The organism is Duganella sp. GW821-FHT01E12 (genome assembly GCF_059422325.1).
The window spans coordinates 665,721-689,977 of sequence record NZ_JBWKWR010000003.1 but is presented as its reverse complement, the minus strand read 5'-3'; the positions used below and the strand labels follow the sequence as shown (position 1 = coordinate 689,977).

The following is a 24,257-nucleotide window of genomic DNA, read 5'->3' as shown; positions in this document are numbered from 1 at the left end:
GGTACAATGCCCGCTGCAACGATGCCACACTTTGCCAGCCAACCGGCGGTGGGCGCTTTACACGGGACAGGGACTATGCTGCGGGCGATTTTGTGGGATAACGATGGCGTGCTGGTGGACACCGAGCGCCTGTTTTACGAGGCGAACCGGGAGCTGTTTCGGCCGCTGGGGCTGGAACTGAGCGAACAGCACTTCTTCGACTGGTACCTGGCCGACAACTGCGGCGCGTGGCATCTGCTCGAACCCCGGCTAAGCGAGACCGAGATCGACGCATGGCGCGATGAACGCAACCGCCAGTACGCGGCCACGCTGGCTTCCGAAACCATCCCCGCCATCGACGGCGTGGGCGCGGTGCTGGCCAGCCTGTCGCCGCGTCTGCGCATGGGCGTGGTGACCAGCTCCAACCGCGACCACTTCGAGATCATCCACGACCGGCTGGACCTGCTGCCGCATTTCGAGTTCGTGCTGACACATGAAACCTACGCGCGCAGCAAGCCGTCGCCCGACCCCTACCTGCTGGGCCTTGAGCGGCTGGGCGTGCGCGCCGACGAATGCCTGGTGGTGGAGGACTCGCCGCGCGGACTGCAGGCCGCCACCGCCGCCGGCATCCGCTGCATCGTGCTGCGCAATGAGCTCACGCGCGGGCATGACTTCCCTGGCGCCTGGCGCGTGGTCGACAGCATGCCGCAGCTGCTGGCCGAGATCGAGCAGTTGATCGCGGCTTAACGGGCCGACGACGCGCGCCGCGCCGGCGGTGCGGCAAGCGCGGCGAATTGTTCGCCAGGCTGGCCGCCGCCATGGCGCGCCGATTTGATCGGTTTGACGCTGGCGTTCCTGCGCGCGCCCGCGTCCCCCACCAGCTTGAACACGCCGACCGCGCTTTGCAGATGCGCCGCCTGGTCGCGCAGCGTGGCCGCAGCCGCCGAGGCCTGTTCCACCAACGCCGCGTTCTGCTGCGTGCTCTGGTCCATTTCGGCGATGGCGCCGTTGATGTGCTCAATGCCGGACAGCTGCTCCTGGCTGGCGGCGGCGATGTCGCTCATGATGTCGGTGACGCGGCGCACGCTGGCGACGATCTCCGTCATCGTCACGCCGGCCTGGTCGACCAGTCTGGCGCCGGCATCGACCTGGCCGACCGAGTCGCCGATCAAGCCCTTGATTTCGCGCGCCGCCGACGCCGAGCGTTGCGCCAGGTTGCGCACCTCGTTGGCCACCACGGCGAATCCGCGTCCCTGTTCGCCGGCGCGGGCCGCTTCCACGGCGGCGTTGAGCGCCAGGATGTTGGTCTGGAAGGCGATGCCGTCGATGACGGCGATGATATCGACGATTTTGCGCGCCGAGGCGTTGATTGAGGCCATGGTGTCGACCACCTGCGCCACCACCGCGCCGCCCTGGCCGGCGACGGCAGAAGCGGACACCGCCAGCTGGTTGGCTTGCAGCGCGTTGGCCGCGTTCTGCTTGACGGTGGAGGTGAGCTCCTCCATCGACGACGCGGTCTCTTCCAGCGAACCGGCCTGGCGCTCGGTGCGCTCCGACAGGTCCATATTGCCGGCGGCGATTTCCGACGAGGCGGTGCCGATGGCTTCCGTGCCGCCGCGCACTTCGGAGACGATCCCGATCAGGCTGGCGTTCATGTCCTTGAGCGCGGCCGACAGCTGGCCGATCTCGTCGCGCGAGCGGATCTCGATGTTGGAGCTGAGGTCGCCGCCGGCCACGGTGCGCGCCACCCGCACCGCGTGCCGGATCGGGCTGACGATGCCGCGCGTGATGTACCACGCGGTGAAGAGGCTCAGCGCACCGCCGGCCACGCCGAGCGCGATCATCAGCGTGCTGTAGAAGGAGGCGATTTGCTGCGCATTGCCCGATGCGTGCTCGACGCTGGTGGCACGCAGGCCCGCCGTGCCCACCGCCACCACCACGGCGAGCATCAATGTTGTTAGTGAGAAGGCTATGGTCAGGCGCTGACCTATCTTGATGTCGGCAATCTTCATGTCTCGTCTTTTATTGTGTTTGTGAGAACCGGTATTTGCTCCGGGGAACAGAAAGTGTATCAGCGAACGGTCGTGCGGATCTATAACTTTTAGCAATATTTCGCAGCCGTGCGACGACAGTGTTGCGCTTTCGGTAGCATGGTCCGGGCAAACAGAGTAAGGAGGTCATCATGCCCAAAGGAGCGAGTCCCAAGCGCGAGCGCGAATACAAGGAGTTGGAGCATAAATTCGAGAAGGAAGGGCGCTATCCGGGCCGGGAGGAAGAGGTGGCGGCCCGCATCGTCAACAAGCAGCGCGCCGAGGCCGGGGAGACCAAGGACGCCAAGGCGCCCCGCGGCGGCACCGGACACCGGCGCGCCAACACCACGCGGGCTACGCGCCGCAGCAAGCCGTCCTGATGATGGCGAGGCGGCCGTTTTTTCACCTATTTGCGGCAAAACGATGTAAAATAGTAAGCAGTGTTATCGCATTTGAAATAAAAACTCAGCCTCTGGTAGGGCGGACGTTTGGAAGGGCTGGAACCGTCGCGGTTCCAGCCCTTTTTGTTTTTACGGCGTGATCCAGACCTGGCTGGCGCTCAGCACGGCCGTCAGCATCAGCAGCGCGCCCATGACGCGGGCGGCGACTGTGGCGGCTGCCGGATGGGCGGCAAACCAGCCGCTGGCGCCGCTCGCGGCGTAGGCCAGCGCGCCGTAGACCCCCAGCTGCGTCAGCGCGGTGATGCCGCCCAGCACGCCCGATTGCACCCACAGCGGTCCCTGGCCCGGCTTGAGGAACTGGGGAAAGATCGCCAGCATAAAGATATAGGCCTTGGGGTTGAGCAGGCTGGTGGTCAGCGCGCGGCGGAAGATGACGGCGTCCGCCATCGCCTCGGCGCCCGGCGTCGGGTGGAAGATGCTGTCGCTGCGCACCAGGCTGTAGCCCATCCAGGCGATGTAGGCCGCGCCGGCCAGCAGCATGATCCGGAACAGCGGCGGCCAGCATTGCAGCACCACCGCCACGCCCAGCGCGCCCATGCACAGGTGGCAGAAGCCGCCGGCGATGATGCCGCCCACCGCCGCCATCCCCGAGCGGCGCCCGCCCAGCATCGAACTGCCCATGACGAAGGCCATGTCCAGGCCGGGCAGGGCGACCACCCCGAATACGACGACGAAATACAGCCACAGATTGGCGGTTTGACTCATGTTTTGCTCCCAGCTTGTTGTGTTTTGGCTAGCCTAGCGATTAAACAGGACAGATTTGGCCCTATAAACCTGCTATCTTTGCGGCATGTACCATCCAACCACCCGCGTGCTGGCAGTGCTGGAGCTGCTGCAAACCCATGGCCGCATGAGCGGTGCCGAAATGGCCCGCCGGCTTGCCGTCGACGGCCGCACCTTGCGCCGCTACATCGTCATGCTGGAACAGATCGGCATTCCGATTACTGCCGAACGCGGCCGCTACGGCGGCTATGCGTTGATGCCCGGTTTTAAGTTGCCGCCGATGATGTTCACCGACGACGAGGCGCTGGCCTTGTCGCTGGGCTTGCTGGCGGCGCGCGGCCTGGGGCTGGCCGAGGCGGCGCCGGCGGTGGCGAGCGCGCAGGCCAAGCTGGGGCGCATCATGCCGGACGGCTTGCGCCAGCGCGTGGACGCCATCGACGCGACGGTGCGGCTGGATCTGCGCTCGATTGCTCAGCCGGCGGCCGGGCCGCAGGACAATGCCGCGTTGACGGCGCTCAGCCTGGCCGCCAAGTCGCGCCGGCGCGTGCATCTGCGCTACCGCTCCGGCGGCGCCGAGACCGAGCGCGTTATCGATACCTACGGCCTGGCTTATTACGGCGGTTACTGGTACGCGGTCGGCCACTGCTATCTGCGCGCCGATATCCGCACCTTCCGCCTGGACCGTGTGGTGCAGGTGGCGCCGGCGCCGGGCGGCTTCCAATTGCCGGCCGGCTTCGATGCGCTGGAGCATTTGCGGCTGTCGGTCGCTGCGCTGCCGCGCAGGTTTTCCGCCACCATCCTGCTGGAGACCGACCTGGCTTCCGCGCGCCGCGCCTTCATCGACACCATCGGCCTGTTCGAGCAGACGGCCGACGGCGTGCTGCTGCACAACCAGTCGGACGAGCTGGGCTGGCTGGCGCGCCAGCTGGCCGCCGTACCGTTCGCCTTCACGGTGCTGGCGCCGGACGCGCTGCGCGAAGAGTTGCGCACGGTTGCCGCGCGCTTGTTGCGGGCGGCCGAGCTCCGCTAGAATGCCGCCACGCTAAATTTACTCGAAGGAATTATGTTTCTGATTCAACGATCTGTCGCAGCGGCTGCGCTCGCTTGCGGCCTGCTGGGTGCCGGGCTGGCCTGGGCTGGCAACTGCCCGGCCCATTATGTCGACGGCCGCCTGCCTGAAATCCGCAATGCCAAGATGAGCGCCGCCACGACCGAGCTGTGCTACGGCGTGTTCGGCGTCATGCACTCGGGGATCACCCGTACGCCGCTTTGGTCGGCGGAGCATTTGACGGCCGATCATATCGAGGCGGCCAAGAATTTATCGCGCGAGAATACCTTCCATACCGAAACGCAACTGCCGGCCAGTGTGCGCGCCGAGCTGTCCGACTACGCCCGCAGCGGTTACGACCGCGGCCACATGGCGCCGAACGGCGACATGCCGGATCGCGAAACCCAGCATGAGAGCTTCACGCTGGCCAATATGGTGCCGCAGGATGCGGACAACAACCGCCACGTGTGGGCCGGCATCGAGGGCGCCGTGCGCAAGCTGGCGCAGAAGGAAGGCGATCTGTATGTGATCACCGGCCCGGCATTTATCGGCGGCAATCTGCAGAAGGCCGGCAACGTGCTGGTCCCCACCCATTTGTACAAGCTGGTGTACAGCCCGCGCCAGCGCGCCGGAGCCGCCTTCTTTATCGAAAACCGCGCCGACGCGGAATATGAAACACTGAGCGTGGCGCAACTGGAGGCGCGGGTAGGCATCAATCTGCTGCCGTCGCTGTCGGCCGATCAAAAGGAGGCGATGTTGCGTCTGCCGAAGGTCAAACCACGTAAATCCCGGAGCTAATCATGAGTAAATTCCTACCCTATGCCAACGAGTCGGACGTGCTGAACATCGGCAAGCTGTCGATAGAAAACCGCCTGGACCGCGTCACCCTCAGCGGCGATGTCGACCTGACCGCCGACCAGGCTGGCCTGGCCGATGCGCGCGTGCTGTATCAGTTGCTGGGAGAGGTGGTGGCGCGGCTGGAAGCGCAACAACTGCCCGCGCGACTGCCGCCGCCCGTGAACCAGACGGTGGCTAATCCATTCGACTAACGGAATTCTGATGTTACTATGACGCAATCAATGTGACCCGCCCTTGGCTTTATCATGACTTTTTTCACGACCGGTAACAATTCAATCGATGCGCTGGTGTATAGCAGCTGGGCCGGCAGGCCGCAGACTCCGGTGTCGCTGAGCTATAGTTTCATGGACAGCGCCCCCGGCGATGGCAGCGCGGACGATGTCCGCGGCTTTGCGCCGATGTCGGCGGCGCAGCAGCAAGCGGCGCGCGTTGCGCTGGCGACATGGTCGGCTGTGGCGAATATTACATTGACCGAGGTGTCGTCGAATGGCAATATCCAGCTCGGCACCAACGACCAGGGGTCACAAAGTAGCGGCTACGCCTATTTGCCCAACGGCACCGATGCTACCTATTTGTTTACCAATAATACCGATAGCTTCAACAGCGTTTTCACGCCTGGCACCTTCGGGCCGGCAGTGCTTATCCATGAATTGGGACACACGCTCGGCTTAAAACACCCCGGCAATTACAATTCGACCGGCGGCGACATTGATGGCCCCTTCCTGCCGTCGGCGACCGACAACATCGACTACAGCCAGATGTCCTACAACACGGGGGCGGGCTATGGCCTCACTCACCAGTATGGTATCACGCCCATGTTGTATGACATCCAGGCGATGCAGTATTTGTATGGCGCAAACATGTCGTACCATGCAGGCGGCGACCTGTATCGATTTGCGCAGGATGCGCCGCCGCAATGCATCTGGGACGCGGGCGGCAACGATACCTTCGATTTCAGCGCTTGCACCGCGCAAACGGTCATCAATCTCAACGCAGGAACATTCAGTTCGACTGCGCCTGGATATAACAATGTGTCGATCGCCTACAACGTCATGATCGAGGGCGCCATCGCCGGCAGCGGTGGCTCGACCATCTATGCCAACGGCGGCGGCAACACCATCACTGGTGGCAGCGGCAACGATACCGTGTATGAAGGCGCCGGCAATGACGTTATCACTGGCGGCGGCGGTAGCGATGTCGTGGTGTTTGGCAAACCCATTTCCAATTACACGTTTAGCGGCAGCGCCGATGCGCTCACCGTCAACGGCGATGGGGTGGACACGCTGATTGGTATCGGTGCATTGCAATTCAGCGATGTGACGCTACAACTGGCAAATACCACGCTGCACGCCGGCACCGCCGGACGTGACGTGCTGATTGGCGGCGCCGGCAAGGACTTGTTCATCGGCGGCGCCGGTGTGGATGTGCTGAAGTTGTCCGGTACGGCGGCCGATTACCAGCTGGCTGTCAACGGCCCAACCGTCACCGTGGCGAATTTGGCGAGTACTGGCGGCGCCGACGTGTTGCTCGGAGTTGAGCGTATCGAATTTTCCGGCGGCGGCGGCCTGGCGCTCGACACCAATGGGGCCGCCGGCCAGATCTATCGCCTGTTCGGGGCGATGTTCAACCGGGCGCCCGGCCTGTCCGGCATGGGTTTTTGGATGGACGGCCTGGACCGGGGTATCGATCTCGTGACGATTGCTTCCGGCTTCACCGGCAGCGCCGAGTTCACCCGGTTGTATGGGGTGGATGCCAGCGACGATACTTTCGTCATGGCGCTGTATCACAATGTGCTGCACCGCGATCCGCTCGCCACAGGTTTCAAGTTCTGGACCGATGCACTGCATAACGGCGTGTCGCGCGCGCAAGTGCTGGTCGGTTTCTCCGAATCGCCCGAATACATAGCCAACGTCAGCCACATCATTCCAGTCGGCATACCTTACACGCCTGTGGGCTGATCGTTTGGCAGGCTGATCCGGTTTCGGCCCATGTGCTTGGCGCGGTACAACGCCGAATCGGCTGTGGCCACCAGCTGGCTCGGGTCGCTGCCCGGCGCCGCCAGCGCAGTGGCCGCGCCTATGCTCACCGTCACCACGTGCTGGGCGCTGCCCAGATTGGGCAAGCGCAACTGTTCGACGCGGCAGCGGATGCGTTCGGCCACGATGGCCGCGCCTTTCAGCGACTGGTTGGGCAGGATCACGGCGAACTCCTCGCCGCCGTAGCGCGCCACCAGGTCGTTGGCGCGCATCTCGCTCGACACCGCGCAAGCTATCCTTTGCAGGCATTCGTCGCCGCCCAGGTGGCCGTAGGCGTCGTTGTATTGCTTGAAGTTGTCGACGTCGACCATCAGCAGCGACAGCGGCTGTTCATGGCGCAGTGCGCGCTGCCATTCGGCCAGCAGGGTATCGTCAAAGCAGCGGCGGTTGGCCAGGCCGGTCAGGCCGTCGCGGGTGGCCAGCTGTTCCAGCGCCACCTGGGCGCGTTTCTCGTCGGTGACGTCGCGCAGGGTTTCGGCCACCGCCACCAGCTTGCCGTCGGCGTCGAAGATGGGGCTGGCGTCGGCCGCCAGGTAGCGGCGCCGGCCCACGCGCGGCATGTCGCACCAGTTTTCCGCGCGCAGGCCGCTGTCGTTGTCGTTGCGCCGGACGTGCTGGTGATACAAGGCCTGGGCGTCGGCGTCGCGCCCCTGCATGACCAGGTCGGCCAGCGTCGGGCGCTGTTCGTGGTAGAAACTTTTCCAGTGGTCGGCCGTGCCCAGCACTTCCCAGGCATCGACCCCGGTCAGGCGCTCGCAGGCCCGGTTCCAGATGATGACCTTGCCATGGATATCGATCACGAAGGTCGGAATGACCAGCAACTCCATCAGTTTCAACGCGAAGCCGTGCTGCATATCGGCTTGCGAGAATTCCATCAGATGCTGGATTTTTTGAGTGGACATGGGTGGTCCCTGCTGTAAGTATGTTTATTGAATCGGGAAGGACATGGTCAGCGCGGTGCCGTGGCCGGGCTGGCTGGAAATGTCGAAACGCCCGCCGGCTTCGGCCACGCGCTGGGCGATGCCGCGCAGGCCGCAACCGCGCCGCGCCGGCGGGTCGGGCAGGCCGATGCCGTTGTCGCGCACGGTCAGGCTCAGACTGCCGGCCACGCTGCACAGGCCGATGCACACTTCGGATGCCTGCGCGTGCCGGGCGATGTTGCTCAGCGATTCTTGCAGGATGCGGAACACCACGGCGTCCATGCGCTCGTCGGTCGGGGCGCTGAAGGCCGCCACTTCCGCTTCCAGCCGGCACGGGATGCCGCTGAGGCGTGAGAATTGCTCCACTTGTTGCTGGACCGCTCCTTGCAGTCCGCTTTCCAGCTGCTCCGGTCGTAAATCGCGCACAATGGTGCGCAGGGAGCGGGTGGCGGCCTGCAGGCGCGCCTCCACCTGGGCCAGCGGCTGGGCCAGGGCTTCGTGCTGTTGCGCCAGCTTGGCGACGTCGAAGGTCATGGCCAGCAGGTGCTGGCCCATGTCGTCGTGCAAGTCGCGGGCGATGCGGCGGCGCTCGGCGTCGCGCAGCGATTGCTGGCTGGTGCTCAGGCGGCATACTTGCGCGCGGGTGTCGGCCAGCGCCTGGTCGGCCAGCTCGCGTCGGCTGCGTTCGCGGGCCAGTGCGGCGTCCATGGCCGCCAGCGCGGCCCGCAGCCGGCGTTGGCGCCACAGCAGCAATAGGGCTATGCCGGCAAGCAACACTGCACCGGCGACGATGACATCGATTTCCAGGAGCGGCTGAGCGTAGCGCATGATTTATCTTCCCCGAGTAGCGTCCACCAGACCAACATATCGTGGTTGCCGGGCAGTAGCATTGTGAAATGTCAACTTTCCTCGGCATTAGACTGGAAAGTGTGGCGTCGGATATAATTGAGGGTTGTCCTATCAGGAACTGCCGTGACTTACAGCATCAAAGAGATTTTTTACACGCTGCAAGGCGAGGGCGCCCACGCCGGGCGGCCCGCCGTGTTCTGCCGCTTTTCCGGCTGCAATCTGTGGACCGGACGTGAAAGCGACCGCGCCAGCGCCGTCTGCCAGTTTTGCGACACCGACTTTGTCGGCACCGACGGCGAAGGCGGCGGCAAGTTCACCACGCCCGAGGCGCTGGCCGCCACCATCAACGCGCTGTGGCCGGAAACGTACACCGCCAGCAAATATGTGGTGTTCACCGGCGGCGAGCCGCTGTTGCAACTGGATACCGCGCTGATCGACGCAATGCACGCGGTCGGCATTACGATCGCGATTGAAACCAATGGCACCTTGCCGGTACCCGAGGGCGTGGACTGGATCTGCGTCAGCCCGAAGATGGGTTCCAAGCTGGTGGTGACCAAGGGCAGCGAAATCAAGGTGGTGATCCCGCAGACCGGCCAGGATCTTTCGGCCTACGAACAACTGGACTTCGACCATTTCTTCGTGCAGGCGATGGATGGCCCGCTGGCCGAGTTCAACATCAAACTGGCGATCGAAACTTGCAAGCGCAATCCGAAATGGAAGCTGAGCTTGCAAACCCATAAACTTTTACAGATACCCTAATCATGCTGACCATAACCCGCAAGCTGGAATTCGACGCCGGCCACCGCATCCCCGACCACAAGAGCCAGTGCCGCAACCTGCATGGCCACCGCTACACGCTGGAAATCACGCTGACCGGCAACATCATCACGGCCGAGGGCAATTCCGACAACGGCATGATCATGGACTTTTCCGACATCAAGGCCTTGGCCAAGGAACACCTGGTCGATGTCTGGGACCACTCTTTCATCGTCTACGAGAAGGACGCCGCGGTGCGCGACTTCCTCGCCACGCTGCCGGGCCACAAGACGGTGGTGATCGACCGCATCCCGACCGTGGAAAACCTGGCCCACGTGGCCTTCGAGATATTAAAGGCCGCCTACAAGGATCGCTACGGCACCGGCCTGCACCTGCACAAGCTGGTCCTGCATGAGACCCCTAACTGCTGGGCAGAAATCACCGATGCCTGACGACGATTTTATGCGGCAGGCGCTCGAACAGGCCCGGCACGCGTGGGATCTGGGCGAGGTGCCGGTGGGCGCGGTCGTGGTCAAGGACGGCGTGGTGATCGCGCGCGGCTACAACCAGCCGATCGGCCGGCATGATCCGACCGCGCACGCGGAAATCGTCGCGCTGCGGGCGGCGGCCGAGGCGCTGGGCAACTACCGCCTGCCGGGCTGTGAACTGTACGTGACGCTGGAGCCGTGCGTGATGTGCTCGGGCGCGATGATGCATGCGCGCCTGGCCAAGGTGGTGTACGGCGCCACCGATCCCAAGACCGGGGCCTGCGGCTCGGTCGTGAACCTGTTCGAACAGGAGCAGCTCAATCACCACACCGCCATCGCCGGCGGCGTCATGGCCGACGAGTGCGGCGCGATGCTGAAATCCTTCTTTGCCGCCCGGCGCGCTGCGGCCGCTGCGGCCAAGCGCGGCACCTCAGAATAGCGGCGGTTTTCCCCGGTTCGGTAAAAATGGTATGCTCAAGCTACTGTTATCCGCACCGTCCTGGGGAGACCGCCTTGGCTACCGCACAAGCAAACGGCATCACGATCGCTTACGAGGCCAGCGGCAATCCGCTGGACCCGGCGGTATTGCTGATCATGGGCCTGGGCATGCAGCTGGTCGCCTGGCCGCAGGATCTGGTCGACGGCCTGGTGGAGCAGGGCTACTACGTGATCCGCTACGATAACCGCGACAGCGGCCTGTCCAGCAAGTTCGAACACTGCAAGCAACCCAATCTGATGCTGGCCTACCTGAAATCGCTGGTGGGCTGGAAGCAGGCGCCTGCCTACACGCTCAACGACATGGCCGACGACGCGCTTGGCCTGCTCGACGCGCTGGGCATCGCCGGCGCGCATCTGGTGGGCGTATCGATGGGCGGGATGATCGCGCAGATTTTTGCTGCGCGCTTTGCCAGGCGCACCTTGAGCCTGACCTCCATCATGTCCAGCAGCGGCCGGCGCGGCCTGCCTGGTCCGACTGCTGCCGCGCGCAACGCACTGATGCGCACACCGGCTGCTCCGCACAACCGGCGCGACGTGGTCGATCGCATGGTGCAGGTTTATCGCATCATCGGCAGCCCCTCGTTTCCGACGCCGGAGCGGCAGCTGCGCGAGAACATCGAACGCGCGCTGGACCGCAACATCTGCCCGGCCGGCATGGCGCGGCAGATGGTGGCCGTGGTCGCCTCGGGCGATCGCACGGCTTTGCTGCGCAAGATCGGCTGCCCGTCGATGGTGATCCACGGCGCCGCCGATCCGCTGGTGCCGCTCGCTTGCGGCGCCGACACGGCGGCCTCGATCGCCAACGCCAGGCTGCACGTGATCGAAGGGATGGGGCACGACCTGCCGCCGCAATTGATCGAACGGCTGCTTGCCTTGCTTGAGCAGCACCTGCGCGGCAGCGTGCTGCCGGACCTTCCTCCGCTGGCGCCGCACCGGGCGGGCAGCGGCACCCATCATTAAATCATCCCGCGCTGTGACGCTGACGGCGGCGGGCGGTAGCACCGATCAAGGCCAAGCCAGCCAGCAACATGGCGCCAGTCTCGGGCTCCGGAACCGGATTGACGGTAAATTGCATCCGCTCGTTCCAGGCGGTAAAGGAAGCCCGCTGAGCCCCATAGGTATCGAAGGCAAACACGCCTGCCGTTCCCGCGGATTCCGGTGCCGATAGCGAAATCTCCGCTTGGGTGAACTCCAGACTTGGGACAAATCGCTCATCATTGTTATAGTCGAAGTAGAGCGAGACTGCAGAATCTCGAGAAAAATTACCTTGCGTCCAAATTGCAACTTCATCCTCGGGATGGCCGAGGTCATAATTCCAATAGGGAGGAGCAACCGTGTGCATCAAAAACAAAGAGCCGTTAGTTGACGGCCCGTCGAACGAGTAGTTTTTGTCGTTGATGGTTATTCTCTCCGTAAACCATGGTCCGTTGCCGGATAACTCATGCGCAGCCGAGGTCAGGCCGGGGATGCGCTCCAGGCTTCGATAGGTGTTGGCAGACCACTTGTCGGGATTGATGCCGATGGTGTAGGTATTCGTGTAATGCAGTCCGGTCAGATCTTGACCGGGCGTGCCGAACACGCCGGTATAGTCATGACCTTCTGCTATGGTGCCGCTGGCGGTCACAATCCACAGTTGCGCGTGGCTTGACAGCGATGTGAATGCGAAAATAGTCGCGACGATTAGGGATTTGATAGACATGGGCCTTCCTTGCAAGATTAGTTATATGGGATTTGCGGCAATGGGAATGCGAATAAACTGTATCATAATTACTAAATTGAAATTATAAATATGATATTTTTATTTCGCTTGGCCCAACTTGCTAGAGCAACCCCTGCGCGGTAAGATGGCGATCGACACTTCTCCACTGGTGCCGCATCGGGCGGGCAGCGGCGCCATCACTGACAGAGACATTTTGAGTACATCCACTATCGGCATCGCGATTGCCGCCACGGGCGGTTACGCGCCCGACCATGCAGCACTGCAAAACGGTATCGAACGCCTGCGTCAGCAAGGCCATCTCGTTCACAACTATTACGACGACGATAAGAAATTCCAGCGTTTCGCCGGCACCGACGCCGGCCGGCTGGCGCAGCTGAACGCGGCGGCAGCCGATCCCGAGGTGCAGGTGGTGATCGCGCTGCGGGGCTCTTACGGCATGAGCCGCCTGCTGCCAATGATCGACTTTCATGCGATGGCCGACAGCGGCAAGCTGTTCGTCGGCTACAGCGACTTCACGGCGTTCCAGATGGCGCTGATGAAGCAGACCGGCCGCATCAGCTTTGCCGGCCCGATGATGTGCGACGATTTCATCCGCGAGACGCCGGTCGATTACACGATGCGGCAGTTCTGGGATTGCCTGCGTGGCCCGGTGCACACGGTGCGCGGGGCGGTGGCGGAGGGCGGCTCGGACAATCCGCTGGTCGACGTCAGCGGCAAGCTGTGGGGCGGCAATCTGGCGATGATGGTCAGCCTGCTGGGCACGCCGTATTTCGCGGCCCAGCCGAACGGCATCCTGTTCCTGGAGGATATCAGCGAGCATCCTTACCGGGTGGAGCGCATGGTGCTGCAGCTGCTGTACGCCGGCGCGCTGGAAGGCCAGCGCGCGCTGGTGCTGGGCGATTTCTCCGGTTACAAGCTCAGCGCCTTCGACAACGGTTACGATTTCGAGACCATGCTGGCCTATTTGCGCGAGCGGCTGCCGATTCCGGTGCTGACTGGCCTGCCATTCGGCCACATCAGAGAGCGCGCCACGCTGCCATACGGCGGCATGGCGCATCTGGTGTCGGGCGCGCGTGGATTCGATCTGCGGATCAGCGACTATCCCACCTTGTCGTCACGATGAGATTTCTGCTGGCGATCTTGGCCTTTACCTGCGGCGCGGCCCTGGCCGGCGCCGCCAAGCCGACCCGCGACCCGACCAAGGAGATGGTCGAACAGCGCGCCGCCATCGCCGAACTGCTGAAGCGCGGCGAAAAGCGGGAACGCGTATGCGCCATCGTCGCGGAACGTTTCTCGGTGCGCTGCGTCGTCAACGGCAATGACTTTATTTTAAGCCGCGGCGTGGGCACCAGCATCACCTACCTCGCCACGCTGCGCATGCCGTCCAAATAGCGGCGGCTCGACCGTTGCCCGGCAACGGTCCATCAATGGTAAAATGCCCGGTTATCCAGCATCACTGCTAAATTCAACGCTTTAAGGGCTTTATTCGTGCTATCTACAGCTAACATCACCATGCAATTCGGCGCCAAGCCGCTGTTCGAAAACATTTCCGTCAAATTCGGCGATGGCAACCGCTATGGCCTGATCGGCGCCAACGGTTGCGGCAAGTCCACCTTCATGAAAATCCTGGGCGGCGATCTGGAACCGTCGGGCGGCAACGTGATGCTGGATACGAACGAGCGCCTGGGTAAGCTGCGCCAGGATCAGTTCGCCTACGAAGAAATGCGCGTGCTGGACGTGGTGATGATGGGCCACACCGAGATGTGGGCGGCGATGCAGGAACGCGACGCGATCTACGCCAATCCCGAAGCCACCGACGACGACTACATGAAGGCTGCCGAGCTGGAAGGCAAAGTCTCCGAGTACGACGGCTACACCGCCGAGTCGCGCGCCGGCGAGCTGCTGCTGGGCGCCGGCGTCAGCATTGACCTGCACCAGGGACCGATGAGCAATGTGTCGCCGGGCTGGAAGCTGCGCGTGCTGCTGGCGCAGGCGCTGTTCTCGAATCCGGACATCCTGCTGCTCGACGAGCCGACCAACAACCTGGACATCAACACCATCCGCTGGCTGGAAGACGTGCTCAACGAGCGCAACTCCACCATGATCATCATTTCCCACGATCGCCACTTCCTGAACCAGGTCTGCACCCACGTGGCCGACATGGACTACGGCACGCTGAAGATCTACCCGGGCAACTACGACGAGTACATGTTCGCGTCGACCCAGGCCCGCAACCAGCAGCTGGCCAACAACGCCAAGGCCAAGGAAAAGGTCGCCGAGCTGCAGGACTTCGTGCGCCGTTTCGCCGCCAACAAGTCCAAGGCCCGCCAGGCGACTTCGCGCGCCAAGCAGATCGAGAAGATCAAGGTCGATGACATCAAGCCGTCGTCGCGCGCCTATCCGTTCGTGCGCTTCGACGGCGAGAAGAAGCTGCACCGCCTGGCCGTCGAGGTGGACAGCATCTCCAAGAAATACGACCGCCAGCTGTTCAATAACTTCAGCATCATGGTCGAAGCGGGCGAGCGCATCGCCATCATCGGCGCCAACGGTGCCGGCAAGACCACGCTGCTGCGCTGCATCGGCGGCGACGAGATCGCCGGCCTGCACGCCGACCACGGCATGGTCAAGTGGGCCGAGAACGCCAACGTCGGCTACATGCCGCAGGATCCGACCGAGGAGTTCGCGGCCGGCGAGACGCTGACCGACTGGATGGGCCACTGGACCAAGGAAGGCGACGACGACCAGGCCGTGCGCTCCATCCTGGGCCGCCTGCTGTTCGGCGGCGACGAGGTCAAGAAGTCGGTCAAGGTGCTGTCCGGCGGCGAGAAGGGCCGCATGATGTACGGTAAGCTGATGCTGGGCCGCCACAACGTGCTGCTGCTCGATGAACCGACCAACCACATGGACATGGAATCGATCGAGTCGCTCAACATCGCGCTGGAAAAATACGCCGGCACGCTGATCTTCGTTTCCCACGACCGCGAATTCGTGTCGTCGCTGGCGAACCGCATCATCGAGATCAAGGAAAATGAAGTGGTCGATTTCCGCGGCAATTATGAAGACTACCTGACCAGCCAGGGCATCGACTAAACATTGAACGCTTTCGTGTCCGGGGCCGGGCTCCGGCACGAATTTCCGCAATGTGCGATAGTGTAGTTTCTCGCATCACGTCACCGAACACCATGCAAACCATAGAGATCAAATCCGTCGAGTACGAGCATCCACAAGACGGAGCCAGCTGCACCGCCCACGCCTGGGCGCGTACGCCAGCGACACCGTCCCCCGAGCAACGCATCGCCCTCAAGGAGCGCATCAAGCGCCTGTTGAAGGAAAAGCAAGCAGTGCTCGTTTCCCACTACTACGTCGACGCCGACCTGCAAGACCTAGCCGAGGAAACCGGCGGCTGCGTGTCCGATTCGCTGGAGATGGCGCGCTTCGGCCGCGACCATCCGGCCAAGACGCTGGTGGTGGCCGGCGTGCGCTTCATGGGCGAGACCGCCAAGATACTCAGCCCGGAAAAACGCATCCTGATGCCGGACCTGGATGCGACCTGTTCGCTGGACCTGGGTTGCCCGGCCGATGAATTCACCGCCTTCTGCGACGCCCATCCCGACCGCACGGTGGTGGTGTACGCCAACACCAGCGCCGCCGTCAAGGCGCGCGCCGACTGGATGGTGACCTCGTCGATCGGCCTGGACATCGTCAAGCACCTGCACGAGCAGGGCAAGAAGATCCTGTGGGCGCCGGACAAGCACCTCGGCTCCTACATCCAGAAGCAGACCGGCGCCGACATGCTGCTGTGGCAAGGTTCCTGCCTGGTGCACGACGAGTTCAAGGGCATCGAACTCGATCTGTTGAAGGCCGAATATCCGAACGCCAAGGTGCTGGTGCATCCCGAATCGCCGGCCAATGTGGTGGCGCTGGCGGACGTGGTCGGCTCGACCACGCAGATCATCAACGCTGCCGTGGAGTCGGACGCTGATACCTTCATCGTCGCCACCGACAACGGCATCCTGCACAAGATGCGCGCCGCCGCGCCGGGCAAGCGTTTCATCGAGGCGCCGACCGCCGGCAACAGCGCCAGCTGCAAGAGCTGCGCGCACTGCCCGTGGATGGCGATGAACGGCCTGCAGAACCTGGCCGACGTGCTGGAGAATATGGATAACAGCAGCGCAAACGAGATCCACGTCGATCCGGCAATCGGCCAGCAGGCGGTGACGTCCATCAACCGCATGCTGGACTTCGCGGCCGCCAGGAAGGCCAAGGTCCAGCCCGGCGCTGACCTGGCAAAAGAAGCTAAACTGTTTTCGGGAATCGGGCCGGCATGAGTACCTTAATCAACACCTTTGCGCCTTTCGACGACGCGCTGAAGTCGGCCTTTGAAGGCAACCTGCTGGCGGCGCTGCTGGAGGACGTGGGCAGCGGCGACCTGACCGGCCTGCTGGTGCCGGACGGCGGCCGCGCCACCGCGCGCGTGATCGTGCGCGAGGACGCGGTGCTGTGCGGCGCGCCCTGGTTCGAAGGCATCATGAACTGCATGCAGGCCGGCATCGAGATCGACTGGCAGTATGCCGAGGGCGATCTGATGAAGGCCGACAGTCTGGTCTGCACGATCCAGGGGCCGGCGCGCGCGCTGCTGACGGCGGAACGCGCTGCGCTCAATTTCCTGCAATTGCTGTCGGGCGTGGCGAGCGCGACGCGCAAGTATGTCGATGTGATCGCCGGCACCCGCGCCGCCATCCTCGATACGCGCAAGACCATGCCTGGCCTGCGCCTGGCGCAGAAGTACGCGGTGCGCGTGGGCGGCGGACAGAATCAGCGGCTGGCGCTGTACGACGGCATCCTGATCAAGGAAAACCATATCGCGGCGGCCGGCGGCATCACCGCCGCGGTGCTGGCGGCCAAGCGTCTGGAAAAGGGCGTGACGATCCAGGTTGAGGTGGAAAGCATCGCCGAGCTGGAAGAGGCGCTGGCGGCCGACGCGGCGTCCATCCTGCTCGATAATTTCAGCCTCGACATGATGCGCGAGGCGGTGCGCCTCAACGCCGGCCGCGCCTTGCTGGAAGCGTCCGGCGGCATCAACTTCGACACCGTGCGCGCGATCGCCGAAACCGGTGTGGACCGCATCTCCATCGGCAGCCTTACCAAGGACGTGCGCGCAACGGATTATTCCTTGCGCATTGTCGGCTAGGGATTCCTGCGCCGGTTGCGACAGAAAAATTCATATAATTCCATTAAAATTATTAATTAGAAATGACTTAAATACAATATAATTCGCCTTGTAATTTTTACACCATTAACTACAGGAGCGAATTAGATGAAAGTGAAATTTTTGGCGGGTGTTGTAGCGATGTTGGGGCTCACCGGCCTGGCGCATGCGGATGGCTTCGTCAACGGCAATTTTGAAAGCGGCACCACCGCAGGCTGGACCACTGGTGGCGGCGATCGTTCCAATATCTATAACTCGAGTATATTGCCTTCGCAGTTCCTGCCAGGCGGCAGCCTGAATCAGGATGATGGCGTCCGTGGCGCCGTGATCGACACCCACTACGTCGATCCGCGCCTGGGTTCGCGCCTGGGTTCGACTGTGTACGACGGCAATTATTCGTATCGCGCAGAAGATACCGTCTTGGGCGGCCGGGCGACCGTCATCAGCCAGAAGGTCACCAACTATACCGACGAAAACATCTATTTTGCCTGGAAGGCCGTGCTGGAAAACGGCGGCCACGTGGAAAACGAATCGGCATTGATGCAGCTGACCCTGACCGACGACACCACGGGTGCTCTGTTGATCAGCCGTAGCTATAACGCGGGCGCCACCGGCGGCGGCGTCGATAGCCGTTTCGCGATCCAGGGCGACCTGTTCTACACCCCGGTCTGGCAAATTGAGAAGTTGACCATCGACCAGTCCTTGTCCGGCCACAGCTTCACGCTGTCGCTGCTGGCGGCTGACTGCCAACCTACCGGCCACGCCGGCTACGCCTACCTGGATGGTTTTGGTTCGGCAACCCTGCCTGTGCCAGAGCCGACCACCTACGGCATGATGCTGGCCGGCCTGGGCCTGCTGGGCTTTATGGCTCGCCGCAAGAAATCGGTTTAAGCTGCGTCTGGACGCCGGCGGCCGATGGCGGCCGGCGCTATGCGGCTAGGTTCTTGCGCATTTTTGCCAGCGGCACCTTGATCTCGCCGGGCAGTGTGATTTCAAACCGCTCCACCACCGTAAAGCCGCATGCCAGATACAAGGGCACGCCGGGCATGGTGGCGGCCAGTTCCAGCGTATGAAAGCCGCCGGCCGCCGCCGCATCGCTGCAGTGCGTCAGTAGCAGCCGGCCCAGTCCCTGGCGGGCCGCCGACGGATCGACGAAGAAGGCGCGGATGCGCGCCGCTTCCGTGGCCGGATCGAGCAGCGGATCGGCGCCTTGTTTGGCGCGGTCGGCGCCGAACAGCGTGCTGCGCTTGCTCCAGCCGCCGCAGGCCACCAGTTCTCCGTGCTTTTCAATCAGAAAATAAGTCTGGTCCGCGACCAGCTGGCTATCCACGCCGAACACGTGGCGGGTGACCGCCTCGGCCTGCGCCTTGGAATAGAAACCGTCGCTGAGCTCGATACCCGAGCGCGCGATCAGCGCCTCCATCGCGGGGATGTCGGCTGGCAGAGCGGCGCGCACGGTGATCAAGCGGACTCCTTATTTGCGGCGGGACGGCGTCAGGATGCTCGGCAGCGCTTTCGGCAGCGTCGCGGGATAGTCGCGGCTGAAGTGCAGGCCGCGGCTCTCGTGGCGCTGCAGGGCGCTGTTGACGATCAGGTTGGCCACATCGACCAGGTTGCGCAGCTCCAGCAGGTCGTGGGTGATGCGGAAGTTCTGGTAGTACTCGTCGATTTCTTCCTTTAGCAGCGCGATGCGGTGCTGGGCCCGCTCCAGCCGCTTGGTGGTGCGCACAATGCCGACGTAATTCCACATGAAGCGGCGCAGCTCGTCCCAGTTGTGGGCGATGACCACTTCCTCGTCGGCGTCGGTGACGCGGCTTTCGTCCCAGTCCGGCAGGTAGGGCACTTCGCCGGGGTCCTTGGACGCGATGTCGGTGGCGCAGGCGCGGCCGATGACCACGCATTCGAGCAGCGAGTTGCTGGCCAGCCGGTTGGCGCCGTGCAGGCCGGTGCAGGCGGTTTCGCCCACCGCGTACAGGCCGGGCAGGTCGGTACGCCCTTGCAGGTCGGTGACCACGCCGCCGCAGGTGTAGTGCGCGGCCGGCACGATGGGAATCGGCTGCTTGGTGATGTCGATGCCCAGCTCCAGGCAGCGCGCGTAGATGGTCGGGAAGTGCTCGATCAGGAATTCGGCCGGCTTGTGGCTGATGTCCAGGTGCACGTAGTCCAGGCCGCGTTTCTTGATCTCGAAGTCGATGGCGCGCGCCACCACGTCGCGTGGCGCCAGCTCGGCGCGCTCGTCGTGGGCCAGCATGAAGCGGGTGCCGGCGGCGGCGCCCGCTTCCGGCGGCAGCTTGAGCAGGCCGCCTTCGCCGCGGATCGCCTCGGTGATCAGGAAGGACTTGGCGTACGGATGGTACAGGCAGGTCGGGTGGAACTGGATGAATTCCATGTTCGACACGCGGCAGCCGGCGCGCCAGGCCATGGCGATGCCGTCGCCGCTGGCGGTGTCGGGATTGGTGGTGTACAGGTAGACCTTGCCGGCGCCGCCGGTGGCCATCACGGTGTGCTCGGCGGCGAAGGTCAGCACCTGGCCGGTCTTCTCGTCCTGCACGTAGAGGCCGTAGCACTTGGGCTGGGCGTTGCCTTTTTTGACAGGATGCAGCTTGTCGGAGGTGATCAGGTCGATCGCGCAATGGTGTTCGAACAGGCTGATGTTCGGATGGGCGCGGACTTTTTCCTCCAGCGTCACCTGCACGGCGTGGCCGGTGGCGTCGGCCGCGTGGATGATGCGGCGTTGGCTGTGGCCGCCTTCGCGGGTCAGGTGGAAGCCCAGTTCGGCCGTATCGTCGCGCGTGAAGGGCACGCCTTGTTCGATCAGCCATTCGATCGCCTCGCGGCCGTGCTCGACGATGAAGCGCGTCGCGCCCTCGTCGCACAGGCCGCCGCCGGCGACCAGGGTGTCGTCGATGTGCTGGGTGTGGCTGTCGCCGGAATCGAGCACGGCGGCGATGCCGCCCTGGGCCCAGTTGCTGGCGCCATCCTTCAGCGCACGCTTGGAAATGATCGCGACTGTGCGCGTTTCGGCCAGGTGGAGGGCGACCGACAGGCCGGCCAGTCCGCTGCCGACAATTGCAACATCAAATTTCATGATTACGTTTGGATGCAGTAAAGAACCATGACTATAGACCATTTGTCATGAACGCGTCATATCCGGCTGATTTTCTGCGATTCGAGGCCGGAACCGACGAGCCGATTGTGGCCGCTCAAGACGCAGCTGCCGGGTGTTGGCGATGATCGGAACTACACCGCCGTTTGGTGTCGGGGAGCGGATCGTGATCAGGATATTCCACCACTACGTGTCGAAGATGGGCTTCATGCTGTTGCTGCTGGAGCTGTTGGTGCTGTTGACGGCGGCCGTGGCCAGCGCGCCGTTGTGGCTCAAGGGCCGGCATGGCGGCGCCGACCAGCTGTACCTGCCGGCGCTGGCGTTCGCGCTGGTGATGGTGCTGAGCATGGGCACGCTGGGCATGTACCAGCATAATCAATCCAGGGAAGACATCAAGAGCACCTTGCTGCGCATCCTGCCGTCGTTCGTGCTGGGATTTGGCCTGATGAATTTGTTGTCGAATATGCTACCCGGCGCGCCTTTCGGCCACGTGGGCAGCGTGGTGTTCGTGCTGGGCGGGGCGGCGGTGCTGCTGGCGCGGCTGGTGGTGTTCACGTCGGCGCAGTCGAGCATGCTGGAGCAACGCTTGATCGTCATCGGCGACGGCGCCACCGCGCGCGAGTGCCTGGAGCTGGGCGCCAGCAGCGTCGGCTTCCACGCGTTCAAGGTGGTGGGCTTTGTGCCGGTGGCGGGCGAGGTCTCTTGCGTGCCGGCCACGATGCTGCTGCCGGCCGATTTGTCGCTGCTGGCGCTGGCGCGGCGCTACGCGGTCGACGAGATCGTCGTCTCGGTCGGCGACCGGCGCAATGGCGCGTTTCCCGTGCGCCAGCTTCTGGAATGCGCGCTCGGCGGCGTGCCGGTGACCGACGCGGCGACATTCTTCGAGCGGGAGGCGTGCCAGATCCGCGTCGATTCGCTGCAGCCGAGTTATTTGATCTTCGGCGGCGGCTTCGACCAGAGCCTGCTGCGCGCGGCCGTCAAGCGGGCGTTCGACCTGGTGGCCAGCGGGGCCATTTGCGTGGCGGCGTTGCCGGTGATGCTGTTGACGGCGCTGGCTATCCGCATCGAGGATGGCGGCCCGGTGTTTTATCAGCAGGAGCGGGTCGGGCGCGACAACCGCCGCTTCAAGGTGTTGAAGTTCCGCAGCATGCGGCGCGATGCCGAGCAGGACGGCAAGCCGAAGTGGGCCGCGCTGAACGACCCGCGCGTGACCGCGGTCGGCCACTGGATACGCAAGCTGCGCATCGATGAGTTGCCGCAGATGCTGAACGTGTTCAAGGGCGAGATGAGCTTTGTCGGCCCGCGCCCGGAGCGCGCCTATTTTGTCGACCAGCTGTGCGGCCAGATCGCCTATTACAACGTGCGGCACAGCATCAAGCCGGGCATCACCGGCCTGGCGCAAGTGCGCTACAGCTATGGGGCTTCGGTAGACGACGCCCAGCGCAAACTGCAATACGACTTGTACTACGTGAAGAACAACAGCCTGTTCCTCGATCTGCTGATCTTGATCGACACGGTGCAAGTGGTACTGTTTGGCAAAGGCGGGCGTTGATGGCCTGGACGCTGGTGGCCGGTATCAGCTACGGGCTGGCGGCGCTGGCGTATGCGGCGCTGGCGGCCCTGTTGCTGCGCGGCGGCTGGCGCGGGCGCGGACACGCGGGGGCGTTCGGGGCTGCATGTGTGGCGACAACCTTGTGGGCTGCGTTGGCCGCTGCGGGTTCGGCCTGGCGGCCCGGCCTGCTGATGGCCGTGGATGCGCTGGAGGCGTTGCGCACAGGCGCCTGGCTGGCGCTGCTGGTGGTGCTGGCCAGCGGCGGCGCGCGCCGCCTTGGCTGGCTGGTTGCTGCCGGCGGTCTGGCCTTGCTGAGCTGGTTGGCTGCGGCGGAACTGCGGCCGCCTGCGGCCATCGTTGTGCGGCTGGGGTTGTCGGTGCTGGGGATGCTGCTGGTCGAGCATCTGTACCGCGGTACGCCGCCGGCCTCCCGCTGGGGCATCAAGTTTGCCTGCCTGGGTATCGGCGCCTTGTTCGCCTATGACTTCTACCTGTACAGCGAAGCTTTGCTGTTTCGCCGCATCAACGAGGAAATCTGGGCCGCGCGCGGTGTCGTCAACGCGCTGAGCGTGCCCTTGTTGGCGCTGGCGGTGGCGCGCAACCCGGTGTGGACCGCCGGCCTGGCGCTGTCGCGGCAGATCATGTTTCGTTCGGCGGCGTTGCTGGGATCGGCCTCGTACCTGCTGGCGATGGCCGCCAGCGCCTGGTATCTGCGCTACATCGGCGGCGTGTGGGGGACGCTGATGCAGCTGGCCTGCCTGTTCGGCGCGGCGTTGTTGCTGTCGGGCGTGCTGTTTTCCGGCACCGCGCGCTCGCGGCTGAAAGTCTTCATCAGCAAGCATTTTTATCAGGGGCGCTACGACTACCGCCAGGAGTGGCAGCGCTTCACGCACGCGTTGGCCGAGGACGGCGCGACGCTGCCGCAGCGGGCGATACAGGCCTTGGCGGAGCTGGTGGAGAGCCCGGCCGGGCTGCTGTGGCTGCGCCGCGACGGCGCCGACTTTGAGGCGGTGGCACGCTGGAATATGCCGCTGAGCACAGAGATCGCAGCCGCCGACGGCGCGCTGTGCGCGTTCCTGACGCAGCGCGGGTGGGTGATCGATTTGCCGGAATGGCGCGCCGAGCCGCAGCGTTATGGGCGGCTGGAGCTGCCGGCATGGCTGGCCGCCGGCGAGGGTGTGCGGCTGGTGGTGCCGCTGATGTTGGAGCGCAGCCTGTTCGGCTTCATCTGCCTGGCGCCTCCGCGCGCCAAGCTGGTGCTGAACTGGGAGGTGCGCGACGTGCTCAAGATCGCGGGGCGGCAAGCCGCCAGCTATCTGGCACATCAGGAGTCCGCGCGTAGTCTGGCGGTGGCGCGGCAGTTCGAATCGTTCAACCGGATGTCGACGTTTGTCGTGCATGACCTGAAAAACTTGATCTCGCAGCTGTCGCTGCTGCTGGCGAACGCGGAACGGCACAAGGCCAACCCGGCCTTTCAGGACGACATGCTGGAGACGCTGAACCATACATTGGGGAAGATGAGGTCGTTGCTGCTCAAACTACGTCGCGACGAGGTGGCGGAACTGTCCGCGCCGCTGCAGCTGGAGCCCTTGCTGGCGCAGCTGGTCCAGGCGTGCGCGCAACTCGAACCCCGGCCGGTGCTGGAGGCTTGCGAGCCAGGGTTGGCGGTGCTGGCGAACCGCCAGCGGCTGGAACGGGTGATCGGCCATTTGATACAGAACGCGGTGGAGGCAACGCCGCGCAGCGGGCGGGTCACGATGCGTTTGTGGCGCCGCGATGCCGCCGCGGTGATCGAGCTGAGCGACACGGGCCATGGCATGAGTGAACAATTCATCCGTGAGCGCTTGTTTCAGCCGTTTGAATCGACCAAGAGCGCCGGCATGGGCATAGGCGTGTTCGAAAGCCGCGAGTATGCGCGGGAGATCGGCGGCCGGCTGGAGGTGAGCAGCGCCCCGTCGCGCGGGACTACGTTCCGGTTGATCTTGCCGTTGCACGCGGATGCGGCGGCGGCCTGAGCTCGGGAG

Annotated in this window: 24 protein-coding genes and 1 pseudogene; 18 read left to right on the top strand and 7 right to left on the bottom strand. The window is 63.9% G+C overall.

What is annotated here, in order from left to right; genetic code table 11:
* The first annotated feature begins 75 nt into the window (after positions 1 to 75).
* A complete protein-coding gene (locus AC07WS_RS12825) occupies positions 76 to 726 on the top strand; it encodes an HAD family hydrolase (protein WP_494729447.1) in 651 nt (216 codons plus the stop codon).
* On the opposite strand, the pseudogene AC07WS_RS12820 reads toward AC07WS_RS12825, so the two are convergent.
* Positions 723 to 1,778 (bottom strand): annotated as a pseudogene (locus AC07WS_RS12820) (methyl-accepting chemotaxis protein); the annotation flags it as partial. The gene AC07WS_RS12825 and the pseudogene AC07WS_RS12820 sit on opposite strands and share 4 nt — an antisense overlap.
* A 383-nt stretch (positions 1,779 to 2,161) precedes the next feature.
* Between AC07WS_RS12820 and AC07WS_RS12815 the strand changes: the two are divergent.
* Positions 2,162 to 2,389 (top strand): hypothetical protein, encoded by a 228-nt coding sequence (locus AC07WS_RS12815; protein ID WP_494729446.1) that lies wholly within the window; start codon positions 2,162 to 2,164, stop codon positions 2,387 to 2,389.
* A 150-nt stretch (positions 2,390 to 2,539) separates the two neighbouring features.
* On the opposite strand, the gene AC07WS_RS12810 is transcribed toward AC07WS_RS12815, so the two are convergent.
* Positions 2,540 to 3,175, bottom strand: a complete 636-nt coding sequence (locus AC07WS_RS12810) for a LysE family translocator (protein WP_494729445.1) — start codon at positions 3,173 to 3,175, stop codon at positions 2,540 to 2,542.
* An 85-nt stretch (positions 3,176 to 3,260) separates the two neighbouring features.
* Between AC07WS_RS12810 and AC07WS_RS12805 the strand changes: the two genes are divergently transcribed.
* Genes AC07WS_RS12805 through AC07WS_RS12790 form a run of 4 tightly spaced genes read left to right on the top strand, consistent with a single transcriptional unit; the run spans position 3,261 to position 7,057 of the window.
* Positions 3,261 to 4,223 (top strand): helix-turn-helix transcriptional regulator, encoded by a 963-nt coding sequence (locus tag AC07WS_RS12805; protein WP_494729444.1) that lies wholly within the window; start codon positions 3,261 to 3,263, stop codon positions 4,221 to 4,223.
* A 33-nt stretch (positions 4,224 to 4,256) separates the two neighbouring features.
* The gene (locus tag AC07WS_RS12800) at positions 4,257 to 5,039 is read left to right on the top strand and encodes a DNA/RNA non-specific endonuclease (protein ID WP_494729443.1); all 783 of its coding nucleotides are present in this window, start codon (positions 4,257 to 4,259) and stop codon (positions 5,037 to 5,039) included.
* Positions 5,040 to 5,041: 2 nt separating this feature from the next.
* Positions 5,042 to 5,290 carry a hypothetical protein gene (locus AC07WS_RS12795; RefSeq protein ID WP_494729442.1) on the top strand — a complete coding sequence of 83 codons (249 nt, stop codon included), beginning with the start codon at positions 5,042 to 5,044 and terminating at the stop codon, positions 5,288 to 5,290.
* 54 nt (positions 5,291 to 5,344) lie between these two features.
* Complete coding sequence (locus AC07WS_RS12790; RefSeq protein WP_494729441.1) at positions 5,345 to 7,057, top strand: DUF4214 domain-containing protein; 1,713 nt, start codon at positions 5,345 to 5,347, stop codon at positions 7,055 to 7,057.
* Here the strand turns inward: AC07WS_RS12790 and AC07WS_RS12785 are convergent.
* Complete coding sequence (locus AC07WS_RS12785; protein ID WP_494729440.1) at positions 7,039 to 8,037, bottom strand: sensor domain-containing diguanylate cyclase; 999 nt, start codon at positions 8,035 to 8,037, stop codon at positions 7,039 to 7,041. The two genes, AC07WS_RS12790 and AC07WS_RS12785, sit on opposite strands and share 19 nt — an antisense overlap.
* A gap of 24 nt (positions 8,038 to 8,061) precedes the next feature.
* Complete coding sequence (locus tag AC07WS_RS12780; RefSeq protein WP_494729439.1) at positions 8,062 to 8,883, bottom strand: sensor histidine kinase; 822 nt, start codon at positions 8,881 to 8,883, stop codon at positions 8,062 to 8,064.
* 144 nt (positions 8,884 to 9,027) lie between these two features.
* Between AC07WS_RS12780 and queE the strand changes: the two genes are divergently transcribed.
* The 4 genes from queE to AC07WS_RS12760 all read left to right on the top strand — a co-directional run bounded on the left by queE (position 9,028) and on the right by AC07WS_RS12760 (position 11,606).
* Positions 9,028 to 9,663, top strand: coding sequence for a 7-carboxy-7-deazaguanine synthase (gene queE, locus AC07WS_RS12775; protein WP_494729438.1), 636 nt, complete (start codon positions 9,028 to 9,030; stop codon positions 9,661 to 9,663).
* A gap of 2 nt (positions 9,664 to 9,665) precedes the next feature.
* Positions 9,666 to 10,112 (top strand): 6-carboxytetrahydropterin synthase QueD, encoded by a 447-nt coding sequence (gene queD, locus AC07WS_RS12770; RefSeq protein WP_117015083.1) that lies wholly within the window; start codon positions 9,666 to 9,668, stop codon positions 10,110 to 10,112.
* Positions 10,105 to 10,587: a tRNA adenosine(34) deaminase TadA gene (gene tadA / locus AC07WS_RS12765; protein ID WP_494729437.1), complete on the top strand. Its 483-nt coding sequence runs from the start codon at positions 10,105 to 10,107 to the stop codon at positions 10,585 to 10,587. Before queD ends, tadA begins: the two co-directional genes overlap by 8 nt.
* Positions 10,588 to 10,661: 74 nt before the next feature.
* Positions 10,662 to 11,606: an alpha/beta fold hydrolase gene (locus AC07WS_RS12760; protein WP_494729436.1), complete on the top strand. Its 945-nt coding sequence runs from the start codon at positions 10,662 to 10,664 to the stop codon at positions 11,604 to 11,606.
* Between the two features lies 1 nt (position 11,607).
* Here AC07WS_RS12760 and AC07WS_RS12755 read toward each other — a convergent pair whose 3' ends face one another.
* On the bottom strand, positions 11,608 to 12,345 hold the full coding sequence (locus AC07WS_RS12755; protein ID WP_494729435.1) for a PEP-CTERM sorting domain-containing protein: 738 nt from the start codon (positions 12,343 to 12,345) through the stop codon (positions 11,608 to 11,610).
* 214 nt (positions 12,346 to 12,559) lie between these two features.
* Between AC07WS_RS12755 and ldcA the strand changes: the two genes are divergently transcribed.
* The 6 genes from ldcA to AC07WS_RS12725 all read left to right on the top strand — a co-directional run bounded on the left by ldcA (position 12,560) and on the right by AC07WS_RS12725 (position 18,466).
* The gene (ldcA, locus tag AC07WS_RS12750) at positions 12,560 to 13,489 is read left to right on the top strand and encodes a muramoyltetrapeptide carboxypeptidase (RefSeq protein ID WP_494729434.1); all 930 of its coding nucleotides are present in this window, start codon (positions 12,560 to 12,562) and stop codon (positions 13,487 to 13,489) included.
* Positions 13,486 to 13,758: a hypothetical protein gene (locus AC07WS_RS12745; protein WP_494729433.1), complete on the top strand. Its 273-nt coding sequence runs from the start codon at positions 13,486 to 13,488 to the stop codon at positions 13,756 to 13,758. The genes ldcA and AC07WS_RS12745 overlap by 4 nt, the downstream gene beginning before the upstream one ends.
* Before the next feature lie 96 nt (positions 13,759 to 13,854).
* Positions 13,855 to 15,456, top strand: coding sequence for an ABC-F family ATPase (locus tag AC07WS_RS12740; RefSeq protein WP_494729432.1), 1,602 nt, complete (start codon positions 13,855 to 13,857; stop codon positions 15,454 to 15,456).
* A gap of 92 nt (positions 15,457 to 15,548) precedes the next feature.
* Positions 15,549 to 16,694 (top strand): quinolinate synthase NadA, encoded by a 1,146-nt coding sequence (gene nadA, locus AC07WS_RS12735; protein ID WP_494729431.1) that lies wholly within the window; start codon positions 15,549 to 15,551, stop codon positions 16,692 to 16,694.
* Positions 16,691 to 17,557 carry a carboxylating nicotinate-nucleotide diphosphorylase gene (nadC, locus tag AC07WS_RS12730; RefSeq protein ID WP_494729430.1) on the top strand — a complete coding sequence of 289 codons (867 nt, stop codon included), beginning with the start codon at positions 16,691 to 16,693 and terminating at the stop codon, positions 17,555 to 17,557. Before nadA ends, nadC begins: the two co-directional genes overlap by 4 nt.
* Positions 17,558 to 17,683: 126 nt before the next feature.
* Positions 17,684 to 18,466, top strand: coding sequence for a PEP-CTERM sorting domain-containing protein (locus AC07WS_RS12725; RefSeq protein WP_494729429.1), 783 nt, complete (start codon positions 17,684 to 17,686; stop codon positions 18,464 to 18,466).
* A 37-nt stretch (positions 18,467 to 18,503) separates the two neighbouring features.
* Here AC07WS_RS12725 and AC07WS_RS12720 read toward each other — a convergent pair whose 3' ends face one another.
* Together AC07WS_RS12720 and nadB are read right to left on the bottom strand one after the other, a co-directional pair.
* On the bottom strand, positions 18,504 to 19,040 hold the full coding sequence (locus AC07WS_RS12720; RefSeq protein WP_494729428.1) for a GNAT family N-acetyltransferase: 537 nt from the start codon (positions 19,038 to 19,040) through the stop codon (positions 18,504 to 18,506).
* Between the two features lie 9 nt (positions 19,041 to 19,049).
* Positions 19,050 to 20,663: an L-aspartate oxidase gene (nadB, locus tag AC07WS_RS12715; protein WP_494729427.1), complete on the bottom strand. Its 1,614-nt coding sequence runs from the start codon at positions 20,661 to 20,663 to the stop codon at positions 19,050 to 19,052.
* A 184-nt stretch (positions 20,664 to 20,847) separates the two neighbouring features.
* Here nadB and AC07WS_RS12710 point away from each other — a divergent pair, with 184 nt between their 5' ends.
* Both AC07WS_RS12710 and prsK read left to right on the top strand, forming a co-directional pair.
* Complete coding sequence (locus AC07WS_RS12710; RefSeq protein WP_494729426.1) at positions 20,848 to 22,233, top strand: TIGR03013 family XrtA/PEP-CTERM system glycosyltransferase; 1,386 nt, start codon at positions 20,848 to 20,850, stop codon at positions 22,231 to 22,233.
* Complete coding sequence (gene prsK, locus AC07WS_RS12705; RefSeq protein WP_494729425.1) at positions 22,233 to 24,248, top strand: XrtA/PEP-CTERM system histidine kinase PrsK; 2,016 nt, start codon at positions 22,233 to 22,235, stop codon at positions 24,246 to 24,248. Before AC07WS_RS12710 ends, prsK begins: the two co-directional genes overlap by 1 nt.
* The last annotated feature ends 9 nt before the right edge of the window (positions 24,249 to 24,257 follow it).

Bases quoted from the DNA above. Each gene is read 5' to 3' on its own strand.
- AC07WS_RS12825 (WP_494729447.1), top strand. From the start codon at position 76: ATGCTGCGGGCGATTTTGTGGGATAACGATGGCGTGCTGGTGGACACC.
- AC07WS_RS12815 (WP_494729446.1), top strand. From the start codon at position 2,162: ATGCCCAAAGGAGCGAGTCCCAAGCGCGAGCGCGAATACAAGGAGTTG.
- AC07WS_RS12810 (WP_494729445.1), bottom strand. From the start codon at position 3,175: ATGAGTCAAACCGCCAATCTGTGGCTGTATTTCGTCGTCGTATTCGGG.
- AC07WS_RS12805 (WP_494729444.1), top strand. From the start codon at position 3,261: ATGTACCATCCAACCACCCGCGTGCTGGCAGTGCTGGAGCTGCTGCAA.
- AC07WS_RS12800 (WP_494729443.1), top strand. From the start codon at position 4,257: ATGTTTCTGATTCAACGATCTGTCGCAGCGGCTGCGCTCGCTTGCGGC.
- AC07WS_RS12795 (WP_494729442.1), top strand. From the start codon at position 5,042: ATGAGTAAATTCCTACCCTATGCCAACGAGTCGGACGTGCTGAACATC.
- AC07WS_RS12790 (WP_494729441.1), top strand. From the start codon at position 5,345: ATGACTTTTTTCACGACCGGTAACAATTCAATCGATGCGCTGGTGTAT.
- AC07WS_RS12785 (WP_494729440.1), bottom strand. From the start codon at position 8,037: ATGTCCACTCAAAAAATCCAGCATCTGATGGAATTCTCGCAAGCCGAT.
- AC07WS_RS12780 (WP_494729439.1), bottom strand. From the start codon at position 8,883: ATGCGCTACGCTCAGCCGCTCCTGGAAATCGATGTCATCGTCGCCGGT.
- queD (WP_117015083.1), top strand. From the start codon at position 9,666: ATGCTGACCATAACCCGCAAGCTGGAATTCGACGCCGGCCACCGCATC.
- tadA (WP_494729437.1), top strand. From the start codon at position 10,105: ATGCCTGACGACGATTTTATGCGGCAGGCGCTCGAACAGGCCCGGCAC.
- AC07WS_RS12755 (WP_494729435.1), bottom strand. From the start codon at position 12,345: ATGTCTATCAAATCCCTAATCGTCGCGACTATTTTCGCATTCACATCG.
- AC07WS_RS12745 (WP_494729433.1), top strand. From the start codon at position 13,486: ATGAGATTTCTGCTGGCGATCTTGGCCTTTACCTGCGGCGCGGCCCTG.
- nadA (WP_494729431.1), top strand. From the start codon at position 15,549: ATGCAAACCATAGAGATCAAATCCGTCGAGTACGAGCATCCACAAGAC.
- nadC (WP_494729430.1), top strand. From the start codon at position 16,691: ATGAGTACCTTAATCAACACCTTTGCGCCTTTCGACGACGCGCTGAAG.
- AC07WS_RS12725 (WP_494729429.1), top strand. From the start codon at position 17,684: ATGAAAGTGAAATTTTTGGCGGGTGTTGTAGCGATGTTGGGGCTCACC.
- nadB (WP_494729427.1), bottom strand. From the start codon at position 20,663: ATGAAATTTGATGTTGCAATTGTCGGCAGCGGACTGGCCGGCCTGTCG.
- prsK (WP_494729425.1), top strand. From the start codon at position 22,233: ATGGCCTGGACGCTGGTGGCCGGTATCAGCTACGGGCTGGCGGCGCTG.